The following is a 20,523-nucleotide window of genomic DNA, read 5'->3' on the forward strand; positions in this document are numbered from 1 at the left end:
ATACCAAAATTGCTATTGCTCAAATAGAAATATCTAAAATTGGTTCTATCTTTTTGCCCATCGTTGGGCCAATTCTATACTTCAAAAACAAGAGTAAATTGCTCAAAAAGGTGAACGCATAATAGCTAGGCTTTCCTCTTGTCCGCAGGGCATGAGATGAAAGCCGTGACGAAACCGTTGGTAGCTGGCGGTGCTGTTTAGTATGGGGTTATCGAAGAAAGAATTGGGGCAATTGCCGGCGGCCATTTTAAGAAGATGCCGCCTGTAAATCTGCAAACCGTTACAGGCAATGCCAAATTCATGTTTTTTAACGCTTACCACTTCCTAAAAGCGAGATTTCAATCGACCTCTTTTTAATTCAAACTGAACTTTTATTAAGTTAAAAATACTACAACCCATTGATTATCAAATAATTATGATTAATTTGAGGTTGGTAATTGAAAATTCAAATTTTAATTATGTTTAACCTAAAGTAAGACATTATGAAAATTCTCAGACTATTTTTGCTCAGCTTATTTATGATAATAATCTGTAGCTCAGCCATTAATGCACAACAATTAGGGGTCAGGTCAGGATGGAATTTCTCTAAGGTCACCGGTGGAGACTTGCCTGATAAAGACAATAATAATGGATGGTACATTGGGGTCACCTATGAAATGCCTTTCATCGTAAAAGACCTGCTTTATTTAGTGCCGGAAGTGCAGTACTCACAACAAGGTTTTGGAAATGTTAATCTTGATTATATCAGTGTTCCGATACTTGCAAAAATATACCTCGTTAAAATAATTAGCCTGGAATTAGGACCGCAATTTGGTTTCAATATAGGTGACAATGCTCCGGCAGATTTAAATTATAGCATTAAAACTTTCGATCCAGCTTGGGCAGCCGGATTGGCTATCAATTTACCTTTTAGACTTTCCATCAGCGGACGCTATGTAGGCAGTTTTAGCGAAGTTGTAGAAGGTACCGGTTCTAAAAACATGCTTTTTCAAGCTGGTTTATCTTTTAGATTTAAATAAACAATCACAGTACAAGGATCTTGTAAAAAAATCTTCGGCTAAAATCCGAAGATTTTTTGTTTTACATGATTGTTTCAATGAATTTTCCAGTCAAAAAATTAGTTATAATAAGCGAATTTTTGTTGCAGAAACTAATTAAAGAAATGGTAAGCAGACAAGGATAAAGCCTTGCTATTTATCTATTAAAATGTGGAATACTTAAATTTTTGGCCGCCCACCGAGGCTTCGTACATTACACCGCCTTTTTGCTGGGTAAAAATCATAATTCCGTTTGTATACTTTGCATTTGCTGAAGCACCTGATTTTGCCGCCACAGCTGAAGCCTGTGCTGAGAATTCAACTTTATTGGCTTTGAAATGATCCAGAGCTTCCTTGTTTTCAAAAAATATGAGTTCCCTGTATGCTTGTCCCCCAAATTGAAAACCTACTGTTACTTGTGACATCTTCGCTTTTCCTACCATTTTGCCTTTTTCATAAACGATACCATTTCCAGAGGCACCACCCACGCCCACTGCTCCCTTGCCAACATTGGGAAGAATCACATATCCATAGGCCCCTTCAAACACATTTTTCAATAAGGGATCAGTATGAATAAAATCGGCTTTGGCACTGTCACAATCAGCAATTATTTTTTTTTCTTTGTCTGATTGAGCTACAGCAACAGTTGCAATTAATAATAAGGAAAATATCATTATTGATTGCGCAAATGTGGTAACGAGGTACTTTTTCATAGCGGTCAATATTTAATGAATAATTATAAGGACAGATCGCCTTTCACAACTAATTGATATTAAAGTTAATATATAATTGTCTGAAAATGTTTTAACTCAAAAAAAAATCATTCAAATTAGTCAGTTAAATAAGGGGTTTTAAAACAGAGATGCAATCATTTCATGCTATACTATATTGCAACGCCAATAAAACCATTGAATCATATATTTTAAACCATGATAGTACCAGTAGTACCAACCGACAGAGAAATAATTGAAGGAGAGATTGCAAGCTACTGGATGGATGATGATGGAGTTTTAGTCTCCTTGTCCAAAAGTCCTAAACGCACCGTTGAAAACATTCGAGGGAATGTTGAGCTGGTAAAACGAATTACCGGCAATAAGAGAGTTCCCTTGTTGATTTACTTGTCGAACTCACCCGTTCCGGATAAAGAAACGCGTAAGTTTTCTACCACTCAATTGCCTGTTATTTATTCGGCAATGGCCATGGTTTCCCAACCAGGTCTTGCAACGTTCATAATGAATATACTCTTCAGTTTAAAGCCGCCTCCAATTCCGATGAAATCGTTTACTGATGATAAGGAAGCTAAAGAATGGTTGAAACAGTATTTGTAAAGGTGAGCGTGAATATTCCAACCAAATAAGCGTTAATCACATAATACTATGCAGTTTTGTATCACACTTTAGATCTCTTTTTCATGATTCTGCATCCGTGCATTATCATTTTCAATCTATTTGGATGGATATGGAAAAAAACGCGCAAAGCTAATCTTGTACTGTTGTTGCTTACTGCGAGTTCATGGTTTGTCTTGGGTATATTTAAAGGGATTGGCTACTGTCCTCTTACTGATTGGCATTGGCAGGTGCTTCGAAAACTTGGACAATACAATCTTCCTAATTCTTATATCAAGTACCTTTTACTACGTCTTACCGGCATTGATTTAAATGATCGATTGATTGACATTGTTACGGTCACATCTTTTTTTGTGGCGCTTGGATTTTCAGTTTATTTCAACCTTAAGAAGAAGTCAAAATCTTAAGCCGACAATAAATAAAAGACCCAATAGATTTGCTATTGGGCCTTTTCATTATTGTTCAAATACTTCTTCCTTTTCGCCGATCTGTTGTCTCCACATGGCGTAGTACAAGCCTTTTTGATCCAGTAATTCGTGGTGACGGCCTGCTTCGGTTATTCGGCCTTTTTCCAATACGAAAATCCGGTCGGCATGCATTATAGTGCTTAAACGGTGCGCTATAAGAATAGTGATGTGATCAGATACTTCCGATACTTCACGAATGGTTTTGCTGATTTCTTCTTCGGTTAACGAATCCAGAGAAGAGGTGGCCTCATCAAAAACCAATAAGTCAGGTCGACGGAGCAAGGCTCTTGCAATCGATAAACGTTGTTTCTCTCCACCCGAAACCTTAACACCGCCTTCACCAATTAAAGTGTCAAGTCCTTTATCGGCACGAGCCAGTAGGGTGTGACAGGCGGCTTTATGCAGCACGTTCATACATTCTTCATCGCTAGCATCAGGGCGCACGAATTTCAGGTTTTCACGAATGCTGCCCGAAAACAGTTGGGTGTCTTGCGTAACAAAGCCTATTTTTTCACGGAGTTCATCCAGATCGATTTTCGAACTGTTGATGGCATTGTATGAAATCTTTCCTTCGCCTGGTTGATACAACCCCACCAACAGTTTAACCAGAGTGGATTTGCCGGCGCCTGACGGGCCAACAAAAGCAATCGTTTCCCCTTTTTCTACCTTAAATGAGATGTCGGTTATTGCATTCCGGTTGGATGACTGATGTTTGAATGAAACATTGTCAAATTCAAGCAGATGGATTCGATCAACCAAGACAGGGTTAACTGGTTTAACATCTTTTTTAGTATTCAGAATATCTTCAAAGTTATTCAGTGAAACTTCAGCCTCACGGTAGGTATTGATGATGTTTCCGAGCTCTTGTAATGGTCCGAAAATGAAGAACGAGTAGAACATTAGCGTAAGAAATTGCCCCGGTGTAATTTGACCCTTAAAGATGAGGAAGATCATTAAACCGACAATGCTTGTACGCAATAAGTTGACTAACGTACCTTGTATAAAGCTCAGGCTTCTGATGAATTTAACTTTGCGCAATTCAAGACCAAGTATTTTAACGGTAGTTCCGTTTAATCGCTCGATTTCCTGTTTACCCAATCCTAAACTTTTTACCAATTCAATATTACGTAATGATTCGGTTGTTGATCCGGCTAAAGCAGTTGTTTCTGCTACGATCGTTTTCTGTACTTTTTTAATACGCTTACTTAAAACAGAGCTGATGAAGCCAAGTAAAGGAATAGCTGCAAAAAATACCGGGGCAATAATCCAGTGTACCCTGACGGCATAAACCGTAACAATTACGATTCCGATAATGGATACAAAAAGGATATTGATAAAGGCGCTGATCAATTTTTCTACATCGGTACGTACTTTTTGCAGTTTGCCCAATGTTTCACCGCTGCGCTGATCTTCAAAAATCTGATAGGGTAACTCCAAAGAATGGCTCAATCCGTCGGTATACATTTGTGCACCTACTTTTTGCACGATCACATTCACAAAGTAATCCTGAAAATTTTTGGCTACACGTGATACAAAGGCAACCCCGACCATAGCAAGCAACAAAAGGCCGGCACCCTTATAAAATTCATCAGAATTTGCGGTTTTTGCCTTCACAATATATCCGTCCATCATATGGCCGAATATATAAGGGTCCATCATAGAGAACGATTGGTTGATAGTCGCCAGTACGAGTGCCAGCGCGAGCAATCCTTTATATTGTTTGAGGTAAGAATAGAGAATCTTCATAATTTATGTTCAATGAAAGAAAAAAAGACATCCTGTCTATTACATCAATTTTGCATTAAGTAAAATAACAAAGAAACATCAAGAAAGATTGATGTTGGAACAAGTTTTTGTCAGAGAACAAAAAAGATGAAAAAACGAATAACTCAATGCGGCAATTTATCTCTGAAATAGCCATATACCCATGTTCCGACTATAGCGCTTAACAGCGTAATAGCAATTACCGGAAATCCGGCTCCAATTTGAGCGAATAATGGTCCCGGGCAAGCACCGGTTAGGGCCCAGCCTAAGCCAAAAATTAGCCCTCCAATGATTTGCCCTTTATTAAATGTTTTATCATGAAAAACAACTTTCTCTCCGGATAACGTTTTGATGTTGAGTTTCTTGATAAGAAATATGGAAATGATCCCCACCACTACCGCAGAACCGATTATGCCGTACATATGAAACGACTGCAAACGAAACATCTCCTGAATACGAAACCAGGAAATAATTTCAGCTTTAACAAATACAATTCCGAACAAAATCCCAATAACTAAGTATTTTAAGTTGCCGATAAATCTTTCGCTTGTATGCAACTCATTAGGCGATTCGCATTCAATGGGATGCTCAATTACAAATTCTTCTTGTTCGTTTAGTTCTTTGCCCATAACATTAAAACAATTTGAAGAGATAAGGAAAAATAAACCAGGTCATCGCAAACCCTCCAACCATGAATGATAGTGTTGCGATTAACGAAGGCCATTGCAAATTAGAAAGCCCCATGATGGCATGACCGGAGGTACAGCCACCTGCATAGCGAGTTCCGAAGCCTACCATAAATCCACCCAAAATCATAAAGACCAGTCCCTTCAAGGTAAATAGCTGATCGAAACTGAAAATATCAGCAGGCATTAAGTGTGAAAAGTCGGTAATGCCAATTGCTTTCAAATCAGTAACAGTAGAGGAGCTAATGGCTACTGGAGTGGGATTGCTGAGGAAGAATGCCGCTATAAAGCCTCCTAATGCAATACCTGTAACGAAGAAAAGATTCCACGATTCTTTTCTCCAATTATAGTTAAAGTAAGGAAGTTTAGCAGGAAGGCATGCCGAGCAGATGTGTCGTAAGGATGAAGAAATACCAAACGACTTATTGCCGATGAGCAAAAGTGCCGGCACCACTAGTCCAATAAGTGGCCCTGCAATATACCAGGGCCAAGGTTGTTTTACTATTTCCATTAGAGTTTACTCTGATTTTATGATAATTAAAACTATAAACATGCTTATAGTCTTATTCTTTTAGCTCAATTTACTCTGGCAAACAAAATCAGTTTTAGGAACATCCGTTTTGGCAATTGCACCAAAACCACCGGCAACTTCAGTAAAGTTATCGAAACCGCGAGCCTTTAAAATGGAAGCCGTAATCATAGAGCGATAACCACCGGCGCAGTGAATATAAAAATGCTCCTTATGATTCATATTGCCTATCCAGTCATTGATAGAATCAAGCGGCTTATTATAGGCCTCTTCAACATGCTCTGCACGGTATTCGCTTTCTTTGCGAACATCAATTACCTGAAGCGTGTCTTTTTTAAAGCGACTGGCAAATTCTTCAGCAGAAATAGTATCAATGGTTTCAACCTCTTCTCCTGAGTTTTTCCAGGCTTCAAAACCGCCATCCAAATACCCGATTGTATGATCATATCCTACACGAGCTAAACGCGTTACAGCTTCTTCTTCACGGCCCGGTTCTGTAATCAATAAAATGGGCTGTTTTAAATCGATCACTAAAGCGCCAACCCAAGCAGCAAATTGTCCGTCCAAGCCAATATTGATGGAGTTAGGAACATAACCTTTGGCAAATTCCTGAGGCTTGCGTGTATCAAGAACTAAGGCACCTTCGGCATCTGCTATTGTTTCGAATTCAGCAGGACTCAGTTTTCTTGATCCATGTTGCAATACCTCATCAATACTATCATAGCCTTTTTTATTCATCAAGGCATTTTTAGGAAAATATTGAGGAGGAGGAAGAATTCCTGAGGTTACTTCTTTGATAAATTGTTCTTTGCTCATTGGTTGGAGCGCATAGTTAACCTGTTTTTGATGACCGAGTGTATCCCAGGTTTCTTTACTCATGTTTTTGCCACAAGCAGAACCGGCTCCATGCGCAGGATAAATAATCAAATCGTCAGGCAAGGTCATTACTTTGTTTCGCAATGAATCATAGAGCATTCCTGCCAGATCATTTTGGGTTAAGTCCGACTTAACGGCAAGATCCGGACGCCCAACGTCGCCAATGAATAAGGTGTCGCCACTGAATAAGCTGTAGTATTTTCCGTTCTCATCAATCAGTAAATAGCATGAAGATTCAGGAGTGTGGCCTGGCGTGTGCAAAACACGGATGGTAATGTTACCGAGTTTGAATTCTTCACCGTCGGTTGCTGTATGGCTTTCAAATCCGGTTTCGGCGGTTGGGCCATAAACTATTGTTGCTCCGGTTTTTTTGGCCAAATCAATATGACCTGAAACGAAATCAGCGTGGAAATGCGTTTCAAATACATATTTAATTGTGGCACCTTCTTTTTCAGCTTTTAAAATATAAGGAGCAACCTCACGCAAAGGATCAATGATGGCGGCTTCACCGTTTGATTCTATATAATAGGCGCCTTGCGCTAAACATCCTGTATAAATTTGTTCTACTTTCATAATTATAAATAAGTTCTAAGCAGTATGTACAATGTCTTGTATAGCCACTTAATAAAATATTAAGTTGAATTTTAAATTTCTCTCACATCTCACATTTCACCAAGTTTATAAACAGCTCTGTTCCCATTCTTGGTTTGATTGAATTATAACAATTTTCAAAAGTCTTAAACTCAAAATTACGTTTAAATAGCGAAGAGTACTCATCTGCATTTCCCCCAAAAGGAGGTCCGGGCATTTCAAATTCCCTATTGAATAATAAACCAATAAGTTTTCCTTTTGGTTTTAGCAGCTGATACATCTGTTCTACATATTTATGACGTAAAGCAGGTTCCAATGCACAAAAAAAGGTTTGTTCAATGATTAAATTATACTTTCCTTCTAATTTAAAAAAGTTGCCATGAACTATACTTAATCCGTTGCCTATATACGCATTCAGCTTTTCTTTCAAACGTTGAATAAGTGTTTGAGAGAGGTCAATTAATGTAATGTTGTTAAAACCTTGTTTTAATAGATATTCAGCTTCGTAAGCATTTCCACAACCGGGAATTAGGATGGCAATCGATTTGTCGTTCAATTGATCCACATAATTTTTTATCGGAGGGGATACCTCGCCGAGGTCCCATCCGGTATTATTCTGCTTATACCGTTCTTCCCAAAAGTGCTGATCTAATGCCTCACTCATTTTATAAATAATTCTTTAATGATGATGAATGATCCCATCACTAAAATAAACCAGCCAAAGGCAGGTTTCAATCGTTCTCCGCTGATTTTTTTTGACAGCTGACTGCCTGCCAATATACCAAATGCTGCTACTCCAAAGAACTTCAACATAAAACCCCAGGCCGAAGCTTGCATACCTGCGTGATTGCTTAAAAATCCAATTAACGAATTGATTGCAATAATTACTAATGAGGTTCCAATTGCGCGTTTAATGGGAAGGTCGGCCATGATTACTAGTGCGGGAATAATTAAAAAACCTCCGCCTGCACCAACAAGCCCGGTAATTTCTCCTACAAAAAAGCCCTGAGCAATTAATAAGATATTATTAGGAACATGGACTTCTTCAATTTCCGTATACTTTGGTTTTTTAATCATTGAGTAGGCTGCGAATACCATTACGACTGCAAATAAAATCAGTAGAAATAATGATTTGTTGACATGAAGAGAGCCAATCGAAAACATGTAATCTGGTATCAGCTTAACAAGATAGGTACGCGTAATGAATACGGAGAAAACGGAAGGTAAGCCAAACATCCTGACACTGCGCCAATCGATGTTGTTTTGCTTTAAATGGCTCACCGAGCCAACCAGGCTTGTTAAGCCAACAATAAATAAAGAGTAAGCTGTTGCCTGCACCGTGTCAACATGAAACAGGTAAACTAATATAGGTACGGTGAGGATTGATCCCCCTCCGCCAATAAAACCCAAGGTAAGACCCATGATAATGGCTCCTAAGTATCCGATTAACTCCATTTAGATGATTTTTGATTGGTATGCAAAAATGCTGATTAAACAAATAAATTGGTTATGCAATCCAAAAAAAGGGAAAGCCATTAAGCTTTCCCTTTTTTTGGAATAGGAACAGGTGTTAACTCAATTGAGTTAACGCATTTTTTACGCGGGTGATACCTGCTTCAATATCTTCAAGAGACGCAGCGCCAATTGAAGCACGGAACCAAAACTCATCCTCAGAAGTTCCGAAGGCTGAAAATGGTACCAAGGCCATGCCTGCAGTCTTAATCAAGTAAAAGTTGACATCCGAGGCCGTTTCAAGTATTTTGCCGTCAGGAGTTTTCTTGCCTTTCATATCTACTTTTACAGTAAGATAAATGGCCCCCATCGGTTCAATTGAGTCTACATCAAATCCTTCTGCCTTCAATTGTTGGAATCCATTATGAAGCGCAGTTAAGCTTTTCTGAACTTTTTCTTTGAAATTGGCCATGTAGGTATCTACGTCTGCATTTCTTTTCAAGAATTTAGCAGTAGCAACCTGCTCAGCTTTTGGAGCCCAGGCGCCCATGTGACCTACGATGGTTTTCATTTTAGAAATAACATGTTCAGGACCAAATCCCCAACCTACACGTACTCCTGTAGCCGCAAATGCTTTTGAGGCGCCGTCAATGTATATGGTAAAGTTTTTTAATTCAGGACGAAGAGAAACCGGGTCGTGATGCGCATATTCTCCAAAAGTTAGCATCCAGTACATCTGATCGAACATGATGTAAAGTGGTTTTTCGCCTTCTGCACGTGTTTTGTTCTCGGCAATAACCAGGTCACAAATTTCTTCTAAATCTTTTTTAGAGAACATGGTTCCGGTTGGATTTAGAGGAGAACATAACGCTAATAATACTGCGCCTTTTACATGTGGAGCAATATCCGCTGCGGTTGGCATGTAATTATGTTCAGGCTTGGTTTCCAGCAATACCGGATTAGCTTGAGTTAAGTATGAATAATGATTGTTATTCCATGAAGGAGTTGGGAAAATCACCTTGTCTCCCGGATCAACAATAGCCAGATAGGTAGAATAAATCAACGGACGAGAACCACCGGCAATCATGATTTCTTTTTCTGCAGAATAAACTAAGCCTAAGCGCTCTTTCACAAAGTCAGAAACAGATTGTCGTAAGGTTAAAACACCGTCAGCAGGAGGGTAGTTAGTATGATGCTCGGCATAAGCCTTACCAATTTCTTCTTGTAAAGCATCAGGGATAGGATAAATAGCTGGATCAAAATCACCAACTGTAAGATTGCTAATGGCTTCACCATTGGCTTTTAGTGCGTTAACTTGCGCCGCAATCTTTAATATTTCTGAACCGATAAGGTTTTTGGCTAACTTAGAATGCATATAATTCTTTTTTTTGAAATCAGCCGCAAAGATAAAACTTTAGTTGGGAGAAATTCTTAACTAGATGTACCAATTTGGTGATATTCAGTGATTGTGAAATTGATTTAGAATGAGTGGGACTGTAAACATCCTATAACATATTCAATTTCTTATCTCTCCAGTACTTAAACATTCCCCAAGAAGCAACCCCTTCGTAAGTAATGGTTTTATCAGGGGCAATTTTAATAAAATAGGCCGCTGTCCATGTGAAAGGCGAAATGTCAGGAAAGGAGGTATATCCTGGATAGCCTTCTTTTTCATTAATCGGATGATGCGACACAATAAGTGTCATTGTATTATCAACAGGTTGTTCGTTCATAACAGCAATCATTGCTGCAAACATAGTTAGGCCAGTAACATTGTAACTATAATGATTGAGGCGTTTGTCAATACTTATAGTTGGTCCTGCATTAATTAATTGGGCGGTGGTTATAGCTCTGCAAAACTCACTGCTAATTACCCTTGTAATAGGCAGTTGAAGATCTTTAAAAATTTTGCCTAATTCCGTTGCCCTTTGCTTGCCTTGTATGTTAAGCTGTCTCGCCATGGTAGAGTCACAAGAGGTCCACCAATTGGACGGTCCTGTAGTTCTGCTGAAGTCCAGGCCATTATCTGCGTCGGCATGTCTTAAAATAATTGCATAAGTTTCTCCGGGTAGAGGTAGTTTTTGCAAAGTCTTCCAGCCCTGTTGATAAGCAAGAAAGGGATCAGTCGCGTGCCGTCCGTGAAAAGAGGCATAGGGTTGATCGAATGAACTGTCGGTCGCTCCCAAAGCATAAATCCTGGTTTTCAATTTAGGTAGATTTACCCAATTAACATCAATGGCTACGACTTCTGCAGAAGTAATTCTTTTAATAAGGCCAGTAGGTGAAATTTGAATTTTGGGATCGTTTGATGAGAATGTGGCCGAATCACTCGTCAGTATTTGAAAGTTGCCACGATTGACAAAAAGCAAATCCTCCTTAAATTCTATTGAGGTTACTTTAGGTTGAGAAATTTTAGGTGTATCAATTGAAGATGTTGGATTTAGCAATTGATCGCTTTTATTGCAGCTGATTAACCACAAAGCAGTTAGAGATAACAGACCAGGTAAATAATAGGCAAAAGGAATGGTTTGCTTTTTAATCAGGATGAACGACAAAAGAAATTTTGCTTTCATACGATGATTATTTTAAAACATAAAGTTACTCATCAATCAATTAGATTTCAAGGATTAGGGTATGTAATTGTATCTAACTGTTAATCATGTGTTTCTTTATGAAAAAGTAATTTTGCGCTTTCAGAAAAATATTCCGGGAGCGCTTTGATACTTACAAAACAAAACCTATCTTTGCAGTCCCATTTTAGGGAGAGTATAAAATCATTTTTAAACATTAATTTATAGCAAGTGAATACGTTAAGTTACAAAACTGTCTCTGCTAACAGTAAAACTGTTAACAAGGAGTGGGTCGTAATTGACGCCAACGCAGAGATTCTGGGGCGCTTGTCATCGAAGATCGCAATGATCATCCGTGGTAAAAACAAGCCTGGCTTCACCCCACACGTAGACTGTGGCGATAATGTGATCGTTATCAACGCCGACAAAGTTAAATTGACCGGTAACAAATGGACTGAAAAACAGTACGTACGTTACACTGGATACCCAGGCGGTCAGCGCTTCATTTCTCCTAGAGATCTGATGGTTAAGCACCCAACTGCAGTAATTGAAAAAGCTGTACGCGGTATGCTTCCTAAGAACAAATTAGGTAATGCGCTTATCAAAAACTTACATGTTTACGTGGGAACAGAACACCCGCACGCAGCGCAAAACCCTAAATCTATTAAACTCTAAAATCCAGGAGAATGGCAACTACAAACACATCAGGTAGAAGAAAAACTGCTGTTGCGCGTATCTATTTAAAGGATGGTAACGGCAGCATTATCGTTAACGATAAAGATTACAAAGTATACTTCCCTACTTTGCCTTTACAATACGTAGTTAACCAAGCGTTAGAAGTTTCTAACCAATTGGGTAAATACGATGTAATGGTAAATGTTCAGGGCGGAGGTATTGCCGGCCAAGCAGAAGCTACTCGTTTAGCGATTGCTAAGGCTTTGGTTGAACTCGATCCGGAAGTAAAACCTGCTTTGCGTGCTAAGGGCATCATGACCCGTGACTCACGTATGGTTGAACGTAAAAAACCAGGTCGTAGAAAAGCACGTCGTAAATTCCAATTTAGCAAACGTTAATTTTTTCGGAGGACAACTAACATGGCAAGAACTTCATATAATGATTTATTGGAGGCAGGTGTACACTTTGGACACCTTACCCGTAAGTGGAATCCAAAAATGGCTCCATACATCTTCATGGAGAAGAACGGAATCCACATTATCGACCTTAACAAAACTTTAGTAAAAACTGAAGAAGCTGCATCTGCTATTAAACAGATTGTAAAATCAGGTCGTAAAGTACTATTCGTAGCTACTAAAAAACAAGCTAAAGATATCGTAGCTGCACAAGCTCAAGCAGTAAACATGCCTTTCGTAACTGAGCGTTGGTTAGGTGGTATGTTAACTAACTTCTCTACTGTTCGTAAATCAATCAAGAAGATGACTAACATCGACAAGATGACTAAAGACGGTACTTTCGATAACTTATCGAAAAAAGAGAAATTAATGATGAACCGTGAGCGTATCAAATTAGAAAAAGTATTAGGTGGTATTGCAGACCTTAACCGTTTGCCAGCTGCTTTGTTCTTGATCGACGTTAAGAAAGAACACATTGCTGTTGCTGAGGCGTTGAAATTGAACATCCCTACTTTCGCAATGGTTGATACCAACTCTGATCCATCTAACATCGACTTCGCAATTCCTGCTAACGACGATGCTACTAAATCGATCTCTTTAATCTGTGGAGTAATCTGCAAAGCAATTGAAGAAGGTTTGGAAGAGCGTAAACGCGAGAAAGAAGAAGAGTCGGATAAAGAAGCGGTTGCTGAAGCTAAAGCTGAAAAAGGCGAAGGCCCTAAAAAAAGAGCTGAAAAATCAGAAGCTAAAACTGAAAAAGGCGAAGCTACTGCTGAATCAGCTGAGTAATATTTCTTAACTACGGGTTACGAGTTATAGGTTACGAGTTTTAATTAAACTGCAGCCCGTAACCTGTAACCCGTAATTATTTATTTGTAAACTATTTTAATAAAAAAAATATGTCAACTGTACAAATTAGCGCTGCCGACGTAAATAAATTACGTATGCAAACCGGCGCAGGTATGATGGATTGCAAAAAAGCTTTAACAGAAGCTAACGGTGATTTTGAAGCTGCTATCGATTTGTTACGCAAAAAAGGTCAGAAAGTATCAGCTGCCCGTTCTGGTAATGCTACTTCAGAAGGTGTTGTATTTATCAATGTGTCAGCAGATGGTACTAATGGTAAATTAGTTGCTTTAGCTTGCGAAACTGAACCAGTTTCTAAAGTTGATGATTTCCGCAATTTAGGTGAGGCTATTTTAGCTGCAGCTGTTGCTAACAATCCTGCTTCGATTGAAGAATTATCAGCAATTGTTTTGGCTGACGGACGTACCGTAGCTGAAACGATGACTGAATTAACCGGTAAAATCGGTGAGAAAATCGTTATTCAAGAGTACGAAAACGTAACTGGCGAAAAAGTGGTTTCTTACATCCACTCAAACGGTAAAATGGGTGTTTTGGTAGTATTTGAAGGTGCTCAAGGTGCTGATATTACTGAAGCTGGTAAAGATGTTGCAATGCAAATTGCTGCAATGAACCCAATCGCTGTTGATAAAGACGGTGTTGATGCGCGTACTATTGAGCGTGAATTAGAAGTTGCGAAAGACGTAATTCGTGCTGAAGGTAAACCAGAAGAAATGGTTGAGAAAATCGCTGCTGGTAAATTGAACAAATTCTACAAAGATTCTACTTTGTTGAACCAAGACTTCGTGAAAGACGGTTCTAAAACTGTTGCTCAAATGTTAAACGGTGTTCAAAAAGGATTAACTGTTAAAGCATTTAAACGTGCTTTGATTGGTTAATTAACCACTTTATATTATTAAAAACGGCTGTTTCTTACTTGAGGCAGCCGTTTTTATTTGGGATTAAATTTATTAATAGTGATACCTGCACTGCCACTTCTTCTACATAGTTATTGTTATAAACACTGCGGTGTGGCTTATTAATAGTATGTACAATTGTGCTTTTGGCTGAACAAAAGTTTCCAATAAAATACTCAATCTTTCTTATTCAACTCAATCATTAAAAGTATTTTTCTATTTTTGCGCAGTTTTTATCTCATCCAATGAATTATAAAAGAATACTACTAAAACTTAGCGGAGAGTCTCTAATGGGTAATAAGCCGTTCGGCATTGACCCGGAGCGTGTGAATCAATATGCAAAAGATATTAAGGCGGTTGCAGAAAGCGGCGTTGAAGTAGCTATTGTAATTGGAGGAGGAAACATACACAGAGGTTTAGATGCCGAAAAGGGTGGTATGGATCGTGTGCAGGCTGATTACATGGGAATGTTAGCAACAGTAATTAACAGCATGGCTTTGCAGGATGCGTTGGAAAAGGTAGGTATGAAAACACGTTTGCTTTCTGCTATTAAAATGGAGCAAATCTGTGAGCCTTTTATTCGTCGTCGTGCAGTTCGTCACCTTGAAAAAGGACGCGTTGTTATTTTCGGAGCTGGAACTGGAAATCCTTATTTTACAACGGATACTGCAGCATCGCTTCGTGCCATTGAAATTGAAGCTGATGTGGTATTAAAGGGAACTCGTGTTGATGGTATTTACACTGCTGATCCGGAGAAAGATCCTGAGGCGGTACGTTTTGACAACATTTCTTTCCAGGAAGTGTATGCTAAGAACCTGAACGTTATGGATATGACCGCATTTACTTTATGTCAAGAAAATAAATTGCCTATTATTGTATTTGATATGAATAAACCAGGCAACTTTATGAAGATTGCCAAAGGTGAATCGATAGGAACATTGGTTCAATAAAGAAGAAGGAAAAAAGGCAAAAAAGCAAAGACAAAAGCCATCGGAGTCTTTGGACATCACGACAAAAGTGGGTGGCTTAAAACTTTATACTTATTACTTTTAACTTAATAGAATTCATACTTTCTAAAAAGCAAATTTAAAAGACTATGGACGAGAAAATAAAAATACAATTGGATGATGCCAAAGGACATATGGAGAAGGCTTTGAATCATACCGATGGAGAATTGGTAAAGATTCGTGCCGGTAAAGCTATGCCTTCTATGGTCGACGGGGTACATGTAGAATACTACGGGTCTCCGGTGCCGATTACTCAAGTGGCTAGTGTTAATACTCCAGATGCACGTACAATTGTAATTCAGCCATGGGAAAAAACCATGATTTCGCCAATTGAAAAGGCAATTATGGAGGCAAACCTTGGTTTCAATCCACAGAATGACGGCATTGTGGTGCGAATTAATGTTCCTCCTCTAACCGAAGAGCGTCGTAAAGACTTAGTGAAAAAAGTAAAGGCCGAAGGTGAGCATGGGAAAGTAACTGTTCGTAACATTCGTAAGGATGCAAACGAAAAAATTAAGAAAGCTCAAAAAGACGGTGTTGCTGAAGATGAAGCGAAAATGGGAGAAGCTGAAATTCAGAAATTAACGGATGTTTATATCCTTAAAATCGACAAGCTTTGTGAAGCAAAAGAGAAAGAGATTCTAACTGTTTGATGCTTTTAAGACAAAAGATATAAGACACACGAATAAAGACAAGCAGTTGCAAATCTTTTGATAATAACATATTTGTAATATTAAAACATAAAAAGACGATATTGTATCGTCTTTTTATGTTTATTTACGAAGGATAGGCCAATACTCGTAACCAATAACCAATACTTGATCATGCAAAAAGGTACCTTATTTCTTATTCCTTGTGCTTTGGGTGAAAATGTGATTGAAAGGTCTATAGTGCCCGCTCTAAAAGATACGATCAATAAACTTGACGAATTTATAGTCGAGAATGAGAAATCAGCTCGTAAGTTTTTGAAAGAGGTAGGAATCGGTATTCCACAGAGTCAGCTTATTATTCATGATTATGGAAAGCATCAACGTGGTGGTGATCAGACAAAATTTTTAGCAGCGCTTGAACAGGGTAAAGACGTAGGTTTACTTTCTGAGGCTGGTTGTCCGGCCATTGCCGACCCCGGAGCCGATATTGTTGCCCTGGCGCATCGTAAAGGTATAAAAGTGGTGCCATTTGTTGGTCCCAGTTCATTATTGCTGGCCTTAATGGGATCAGGTTTTAATGGACAAGGTTTTGCTTTTAGTGGTTATTTACCGATCGACAAGGCTGAACGGTCAAAGAAAATTAAGGAGCTGGAAACCCTTTCTAAAAAGACGAATCAAACCCAACTGTTTATTGAAACCCCGTTTCGTAATAACCCTTTGTTTGAAGAAATTTTGAGAAGCTGCCAGGCTAGTACTGAACTTTGCGTTGCTTGTGACCTTACATTAGATACCGAGTTTATTCAAACTAAAACCATTGCCGATTGGCGTAAAAAAACACCCGATCTTCACAAACGACCAACGGTTTTTTTGATTTACAAAAGATAGGTTTAAGTAATAAGTTTTTAGTTGAAGAATAATTTCAAATAATATTATTCTTCAATCATTGTATCATTCTCTCATCAATCATTGTATCATTCTCTCATCAATAATTGTAAATGAACATCCTCGATAAAATTGTGGCGCGTAAACGCCAAGAAGTTATAGAAAACAAAAGTAAAACCGCTACAGCTGTATTGGAGCAAAGCGAATTTTTTGATCGTTCTTGTTACTCTTTACGCGAAGCCTTAACTAATCCTGACAAAGTTGGAGTTATTGCCGAGTTTAAGCGCCGTTCGCCTTCAAAAGGAATTCTGAATGTTGATGCGGACGTGGCGGCTACCACTCAAGCTTATGTTCAGGCGGGAGCTTCTGTATTATCGGTGCTTACTGATGTTGATTTCTTTATGGGATGCAATGAAAATGTGATGAAGGCTCGACGCGCCAATCAGGTTCCTATTCTTCGTAAAGATTTTACGATCGATGAATATCAAATCCTTGAAGCCAAAGCGATGGGAGCGGATGTAATTTTATTGATCGCCGCTATATTATCTCCCGAGGAAATAAATCGATTGGCCGCATTTGCTCATAGTCTTGGATTGAGCGTGTTGCTGGAAGTTCATAATAAACAAGAACTATTGCGCAGCATTAGTCCTCATTGTGATGCAATTGGAGTTAATAACCGTAATCTGAATGATTTTACAGTGAATGTAGAAACCTCGTTTGAACTTGTTGAACTTATCCCTACCGATTTTGTAAAAGTTTCAGAAAGTGCTATCAGCAAAGCAGAAACAATTATTGACCTTAAACAAGCAGGGTATTCAGGATTTCTTATCGGTGAAACCTTCATGAAAACCAGTGACCCAGGTAAGGCTTGTAAAGAATTGATCGAACAGGTCTATAAGTTGGAAAGTTCTAAAGTGAAAGGTTGAGAAGGATCTTTCAACTTTTATCTTTAAGCCATTAGCCTAATACCTTCAACCTCTAAATTTGTATCTTTGCAGCTGAGGAAAATCAGATGGCCAAAATACATAGTACCGCTAAAATTAAGGAAAGAGCCGTATTGATAGGGGTGATTACCCCGAACGAGACGGAAGCGCAAGAGCAGGAATATCTTGAAGAATTGGCTTTTCTTGCCGAAACTGCAGGAGCCGACTTCTTGAAAAGTTTTACCCAAAAACTACAACGGCCGGATTCCAAAACCTTTGTTGGTAGTGGAAAATTGGAAGAAATCATTGAATATATCAATGCTGAACAAGCTGATATGGTCATTTTTGACGATGAACTTTCTCCTTCTCAGCTTCGTAATCTGGGCAGGGAGATGAAGGATGTAAAGATCTTGGATCGCAGCAACCTTATTCTCGATATTTTTGCCAATCGGGCTCAGACTGCCCAAGCTAAAACGCAGGTTGAATTAGCACAATATCAATATTTATTGCCTCGATTAACACGTATGTGGACTCACTTGGAGCGTCAACGTGGAGGTATTGGTATGCGTGGACCTGGTGAATCACAAATAGAAACTGACCGTCGTATTATTCTGGATAAAATTTCTTTGCTCAAGGAAAAGCTACAGAAAATCGATAAGCAAAATGCTACTCAACGTAGAAATCGGGGTGAACTGGTTCGCGTGGCATTGGTAGGCTATACCAATGTGGGTAAATCAACCATCATGAACATGCTGAGCAAGTCGGAAGTGTTTGCTGAAAACAAGCTTTTTGCAACACTCGACACCACAGTTCGTAAAATCGTGATCGGCAATTTGCCGCTGCTTCTTTCTGATACCGTAGGCTTCATTCGCAAGCTTCCTCATCATTTGGTTGAATGCTTTAAGTCAACATTGGCCGAAGTTCGTGAAGCTGATATTTTGATTCACGTGGTGGATATTTCACACGCAAATTTTGAAGATCAGATTAATGTGGTGAACGAAACACTGAAAGAGTTAGAAGCCCTTGATAAGGAAGTGATCACTGTTTTCAATAAAATTGATGCATATAAGCCAGAAGATGGCGAAAATGGCGATTCTCTTTCTTTAGATGATTTCAAAAGAACCTGGATGGCCCATCATAATTCTCCGGCCATATTTATTTCGGCACTTGAAAAAACAAATGTAAGCGAGTTTCGTAAAATGATTTATGATAAAGCGCGTGCAATTCATTTGTCGAGATACCCTCATAATGGGCTTTTGTATAAAGATTACGAGGAATCTGATATAGAGGCGCAATAAAAAATACTAATTAACAGAACGGAGTGGTGGTGCGATTGTTAAGATCGAATCACCACTTTTTTGTTATTGCTAACTCCAAGTCCATACGTCTAAAATTATTACCTTTGCAGCTTATGGCTAAACCTAAATTTGTTCCGTTTGTAGCGGAAAATGTGGAGATAATTGACATTGCGCACGACGGACGTGCTATCTGCAAAGCAGGAGAAAAGGTAATCTTTGTTGAGAAAGGCGTACCCGGAGATGTAGTTGACGTAAATGTGAACTACAAAAGAAGGAAACTGTTCGAAGGAAAAATTGCTAATTTTCATAAGCCTTCAGCGTTACGGGCTGATCCGTTCTGTGAGCATTTTGGAATTTGTGGAGGTTGCAAATGGCAACACTTCAGTTACGAGGCGCAACTTAAGTACAAGCAGAAGCAGGTGGTTGATGCTTTGGAACGTTTAGCCGGATTAAGTACTGAAACACTTATTCCAATATTGCCTTCAGCAAAAACACAGTTTTATCGTAATAAACTTGAATTTACGTTCTCCAATAAGCGTTGGTTAACTGAAGAAGATATTGCCAGCAGAGAAGTAATTGAACAGTCGGATTCTCTTGGCTTCCACGTGCCGGCTCGTTTTGATAAAATCATCGATATAAAAACCTGCTATCTGCAAGGTGATCCGAGTAATGATATTCGTAATACCGTTCGCAGTTATGCCTTGGAGCATAATCTTGAGTTCTTCGATTTGAAAGAGCAACACGGATTATTACGCAACCTGATTATTCGTACTTCAAGTACAGGAGAGTTGATGGTAATTGTGGTGTTTGCCCGCCCCGACGAACAGGAAATTCAAGGTTTGATGAGTATGCTGGCTGAGCAATTTCCTCAAATTACGGCCTTGCTATACGTTGTAAATCAAAAGCGTAACGATACCATTTTTGATCAGGAAGTAATCACGTTCAAAGGTCAGGATCATATTTTTGAAGAGATGGAAGGAATTCGTTTCAAAATATCTCCTAAATCATTCTATCAAACCAACTCTGAACAAGCCTACAACCTGTATAAAATAACCCGTGATTTTGCCGATTTTAAAGGCGATGAGCTGGTGTACGATTTATATACTGGAGCAGGAACAATTGCCAACTTTGTAGCAAAAAAAGTGAAGAAAGTAGTAGGTGTGGAGTACGTTCCTGAAGCTATTGAAGATGCTAAAGTTAATTCACAGCTCAATGGGATAGAAAACACCTTGTTCTTTGCCGGTGACATGAAAGATGTGCTGAACGCCGATTTTGTGAAAACACATGGTAAACCTGATGTGATTATCACCGACCCGCCTCGTGCCGGAATGCACGCTGATGTGGTAGCCAGAATCAATGAAATTGAGCCGGAGAAGATCGTTTACGTAAGTTGTAATCCAGCAACCCAAGCCCGCGATCTGGAAATGCTCAAAGAAAAATATAGCGTAGAGAAAATTCAACCGGTTGATATGTTTCCACATACCGTACATGTTGAAAATGTGGTGCTGCTTAAGAAAAAATAAGTGAATTCGAGAGTGACAGATAGGGGTGATTA

22 protein-coding genes are annotated in these 20,523 nt (G+C 38.9%); 13 read left to right on the forward strand and 9 right to left on the reverse strand.

Going from position 1 to position 20,523, the window contains the following annotated elements; all coding sequences use genetic code 11:
- Nucleotides 1-482 precede the first annotated feature (482 nt).
- Nucleotides 483-1,019 carry an outer membrane beta-barrel protein gene (locus FN756_RS07615; RefSeq protein WP_142602970.1) on the forward strand — a complete coding sequence of 179 codons (537 nt, stop codon included), beginning with the start codon at nucleotides 483-485 and terminating at the stop codon, nucleotides 1,017-1,019.
- Between the two features lie 182 nt (nucleotides 1,020-1,201).
- Here FN756_RS07615 and FN756_RS07620 read toward each other — a convergent pair whose 3' ends face one another.
- Nucleotides 1,202-1,750, reverse strand: coding sequence for a lipid-binding SYLF domain-containing protein (locus tag FN756_RS07620; protein WP_142602972.1), 549 nt, complete (start codon nucleotides 1,748-1,750; stop codon nucleotides 1,202-1,204).
- Nucleotides 1,751-1,966: 216 nt separating this feature from the next.
- Between FN756_RS07620 and FN756_RS07625 the strand changes: the two genes are divergently transcribed.
- Together FN756_RS07625 and FN756_RS07630 are read left to right on the forward strand one after the other, a co-directional pair.
- Entirely contained in the window at nucleotides 1,967-2,365 is a 399-nt protein-coding gene (locus tag FN756_RS07625; protein ID WP_142602974.1) for a DUF7793 family protein, read from the forward strand.
- A 56-nt stretch (nucleotides 2,366-2,421) separates the two neighbouring features.
- The gene (locus FN756_RS07630) at nucleotides 2,422-2,790 is read left to right on the forward strand and encodes a DUF2784 domain-containing protein (protein WP_262709399.1); all 369 of its coding nucleotides are present in this window, start codon (nucleotides 2,422-2,424) and stop codon (nucleotides 2,788-2,790) included.
- Between the two features lie 48 nt (nucleotides 2,791-2,838).
- On the opposite strand, the gene FN756_RS07635 is transcribed toward FN756_RS07630, so the two are convergent.
- The 8 genes from FN756_RS07635 to FN756_RS07670 form a co-directional block, all read right to left on the reverse strand.
- Complete coding sequence (locus FN756_RS07635; RefSeq protein ID WP_142602977.1) at nucleotides 2,839-4,596, reverse strand: ABC transporter ATP-binding protein; 1,758 nt, start codon at nucleotides 4,594-4,596, stop codon at nucleotides 2,839-2,841.
- A 143-nt stretch (nucleotides 4,597-4,739) separates the two neighbouring features.
- Nucleotides 4,740-5,243, reverse strand: a complete 504-nt coding sequence (locus FN756_RS07640) for a DUF6691 family protein (RefSeq protein WP_142602979.1) — start codon at nucleotides 5,241-5,243, stop codon at nucleotides 4,740-4,742.
- A 4-nt stretch (nucleotides 5,244-5,247) separates the two neighbouring features.
- Nucleotides 5,248-5,811, reverse strand: coding sequence for a YeeE/YedE family protein (locus FN756_RS07645; protein ID WP_142602980.1), 564 nt, complete (start codon nucleotides 5,809-5,811; stop codon nucleotides 5,248-5,250).
- A gap of 60 nt (nucleotides 5,812-5,871) precedes the next feature.
- Nucleotides 5,872-7,278: an MBL fold metallo-hydrolase gene (locus FN756_RS07650; RefSeq protein WP_142602982.1), complete on the reverse strand. Its 1,407-nt coding sequence runs from the start codon at nucleotides 7,276-7,278 to the stop codon at nucleotides 5,872-5,874.
- Nucleotides 7,279-7,360: 82 nt separating this feature from the next.
- Complete coding sequence (locus FN756_RS07655; protein ID WP_142602983.1) at nucleotides 7,361-7,960, reverse strand: methyltransferase domain-containing protein; 600 nt, start codon at nucleotides 7,958-7,960, stop codon at nucleotides 7,361-7,363.
- Nucleotides 7,957-8,751, reverse strand: coding sequence for a sulfite exporter TauE/SafE family protein (locus FN756_RS07660; RefSeq protein ID WP_142602985.1), 795 nt, complete (start codon nucleotides 8,749-8,751; stop codon nucleotides 7,957-7,959). The genes FN756_RS07655 and FN756_RS07660 overlap by 4 nt, the downstream gene beginning before the upstream one ends.
- Before the next feature lie 115 nt (nucleotides 8,752-8,866).
- Entirely contained in the window at nucleotides 8,867-10,123 is a 1,257-nt protein-coding gene (locus tag FN756_RS07665) for a pyridoxal phosphate-dependent aminotransferase (RefSeq protein ID WP_142602986.1), read from the reverse strand.
- Nucleotides 10,124-10,253: 130 nt separating this feature from the next.
- On the reverse strand, nucleotides 10,254-11,321 hold the full coding sequence (locus tag FN756_RS07670; RefSeq protein ID WP_142602988.1) for a histidine phosphatase family protein: 1,068 nt from the start codon (nucleotides 11,319-11,321) through the stop codon (nucleotides 10,254-10,256).
- Nucleotides 11,322-11,549: 228 nt separating this feature from the next.
- Between FN756_RS07670 and rplM the strand changes: the two genes are divergently transcribed.
- The 10 genes from rplM to rlmD all read left to right on the forward strand — a co-directional run bounded on the left by rplM (nucleotide 11,550) and on the right by rlmD (nucleotide 20,491).
- Nucleotides 11,550-11,993, forward strand: coding sequence for a 50S ribosomal protein L13 (rplM, locus tag FN756_RS07675; protein WP_142602989.1), 444 nt, complete (start codon nucleotides 11,550-11,552; stop codon nucleotides 11,991-11,993).
- Between the two features lie 11 nt (nucleotides 11,994-12,004).
- Nucleotides 12,005-12,391, forward strand: coding sequence for a 30S ribosomal protein S9 (gene rpsI, locus FN756_RS07680; protein ID WP_142602991.1), 387 nt, complete (start codon nucleotides 12,005-12,007; stop codon nucleotides 12,389-12,391).
- Nucleotides 12,392-12,412: 21 nt separating this feature from the next.
- The gene (rpsB, locus tag FN756_RS07685) at nucleotides 12,413-13,237 is read left to right on the forward strand and encodes a 30S ribosomal protein S2 (RefSeq protein ID WP_142602992.1); all 825 of its coding nucleotides are present in this window, start codon (nucleotides 12,413-12,415) and stop codon (nucleotides 13,235-13,237) included.
- Between the two features lie 110 nt (nucleotides 13,238-13,347).
- Nucleotides 13,348-14,190 carry a translation elongation factor Ts gene (gene tsf / locus FN756_RS07690; RefSeq protein WP_142602994.1) on the forward strand — a complete coding sequence of 281 codons (843 nt, stop codon included), beginning with the start codon at nucleotides 13,348-13,350 and terminating at the stop codon, nucleotides 14,188-14,190.
- A 263-nt stretch (nucleotides 14,191-14,453) separates the two neighbouring features.
- Nucleotides 14,454-15,158: a UMP kinase gene (pyrH, locus tag FN756_RS07695; protein WP_142602995.1), complete on the forward strand. Its 705-nt coding sequence runs from the start codon at nucleotides 14,454-14,456 to the stop codon at nucleotides 15,156-15,158.
- Between the two features lie 146 nt (nucleotides 15,159-15,304).
- The gene (gene frr, locus FN756_RS07700) at nucleotides 15,305-15,868 is read left to right on the forward strand and encodes a ribosome recycling factor (protein WP_142602997.1); all 564 of its coding nucleotides are present in this window, start codon (nucleotides 15,305-15,307) and stop codon (nucleotides 15,866-15,868) included.
- A 171-nt stretch (nucleotides 15,869-16,039) separates the two neighbouring features.
- Entirely contained in the window at nucleotides 16,040-16,750 is a 711-nt protein-coding gene (locus tag FN756_RS07705; protein ID WP_142602998.1) for an SAM-dependent methyltransferase, read from the forward strand.
- 110 nt (nucleotides 16,751-16,860) lie between these two features.
- Nucleotides 16,861-17,673: an indole-3-glycerol phosphate synthase TrpC gene (gene trpC, locus FN756_RS07710; protein ID WP_142603000.1), complete on the forward strand. Its 813-nt coding sequence runs from the start codon at nucleotides 16,861-16,863 to the stop codon at nucleotides 17,671-17,673.
- Between the two features lie 86 nt (nucleotides 17,674-17,759).
- Entirely contained in the window at nucleotides 17,760-18,968 is a 1,209-nt protein-coding gene (gene hflX / locus FN756_RS07715; protein WP_142603001.1) for a GTPase HflX, read from the forward strand.
- 113 nt (nucleotides 18,969-19,081) lie between these two features.
- Nucleotides 19,082-20,491, forward strand: coding sequence for a 23S rRNA (uracil(1939)-C(5))-methyltransferase RlmD (rlmD, locus tag FN756_RS07720; protein ID WP_142603003.1), 1,410 nt, complete (start codon nucleotides 19,082-19,084; stop codon nucleotides 20,489-20,491).
- The last annotated feature ends 32 nt before the right edge of the window (nucleotides 20,492-20,523 follow it).

This window comes from Solitalea koreensis (genome assembly GCF_900182575.1).
In the GTDB taxonomy this organism is placed as follows: domain Bacteria; phylum Bacteroidota; class Bacteroidia; order Sphingobacteriales; family Sphingobacteriaceae; genus Solitalea; species Solitalea koreensis.

Coding starts and splice junctions, on each gene's coding strand:
- FN756_RS07665 (WP_142602986.1), bottom strand. CDS start 10,123: ATGCATTCTAAGTTAGCCAAAAACCTTATCGGTTCAGAAATATTAAAG.
- rpsB (WP_142602992.1), top strand. CDS start 12,413: ATGGCAAGAACTTCATATAATGATTTATTGGAGGCAGGTGTACACTTT.
- FN756_RS07670 (WP_142602988.1), bottom strand. CDS start 11,321: ATGAAAGCAAAATTTCTTTTGTCGTTCATCCTGATTAAAAAGCAAACC.
- FN756_RS07660 (WP_142602985.1), bottom strand. CDS start 8,751: ATGGAGTTAATCGGATACTTAGGAGCCATTATCATGGGTCTTACCTTG.
- rpsI (WP_142602991.1), top strand. CDS start 12,005: ATGGCAACTACAAACACATCAGGTAGAAGAAAAACTGCTGTTGCGCGT.
- FN756_RS07640 (WP_142602979.1), bottom strand. CDS start 5,243: ATGGGCAAAGAACTAAACGAACAAGAAGAATTTGTAATTGAGCATCCC.
- frr (WP_142602997.1), top strand. CDS start 15,305: ATGGACGAGAAAATAAAAATACAATTGGATGATGCCAAAGGACATATG.
- rlmD (WP_142603003.1), top strand. CDS start 19,082: ATGGCTAAACCTAAATTTGTTCCGTTTGTAGCGGAAAATGTGGAGATA.
- tsf (WP_142602994.1), top strand. CDS start 13,348: ATGTCAACTGTACAAATTAGCGCTGCCGACGTAAATAAATTACGTATG.
- pyrH (WP_142602995.1), top strand. CDS start 14,454: ATGAATTATAAAAGAATACTACTAAAACTTAGCGGAGAGTCTCTAATG.
- FN756_RS07650 (WP_142602982.1), bottom strand. CDS start 7,278: ATGAAAGTAGAACAAATTTATACAGGATGTTTAGCGCAAGGCGCCTAT.
- FN756_RS07615 (WP_142602970.1), top strand. CDS start 483: ATGAAAATTCTCAGACTATTTTTGCTCAGCTTATTTATGATAATAATC.
- FN756_RS07625 (WP_142602974.1), top strand. CDS start 1,967: ATGATAGTACCAGTAGTACCAACCGACAGAGAAATAATTGAAGGAGAG.
- hflX (WP_142603001.1), top strand. CDS start 17,760: ATGGCCAAAATACATAGTACCGCTAAAATTAAGGAAAGAGCCGTATTG.
- FN756_RS07705 (WP_142602998.1), top strand. CDS start 16,040: ATGCAAAAAGGTACCTTATTTCTTATTCCTTGTGCTTTGGGTGAAAAT.
- FN756_RS07635 (WP_142602977.1), bottom strand. CDS start 4,596: ATGAAGATTCTCTATTCTTACCTCAAACAATATAAAGGATTGCTCGCG.
- FN756_RS07620 (WP_142602972.1), bottom strand. CDS start 1,750: ATGAAAAAGTACCTCGTTACCACATTTGCGCAATCAATAATGATATTT.
- FN756_RS07655 (WP_142602983.1), bottom strand. CDS start 7,960: ATGAGTGAGGCATTAGATCAGCACTTTTGGGAAGAACGGTATAAGCAG.
- trpC (WP_142603000.1), top strand. CDS start 16,861: ATGAACATCCTCGATAAAATTGTGGCGCGTAAACGCCAAGAAGTTATA.
- FN756_RS07645 (WP_142602980.1), bottom strand. CDS start 5,811: ATGGAAATAGTAAAACAACCTTGGCCCTGGTATATTGCAGGGCCACTT.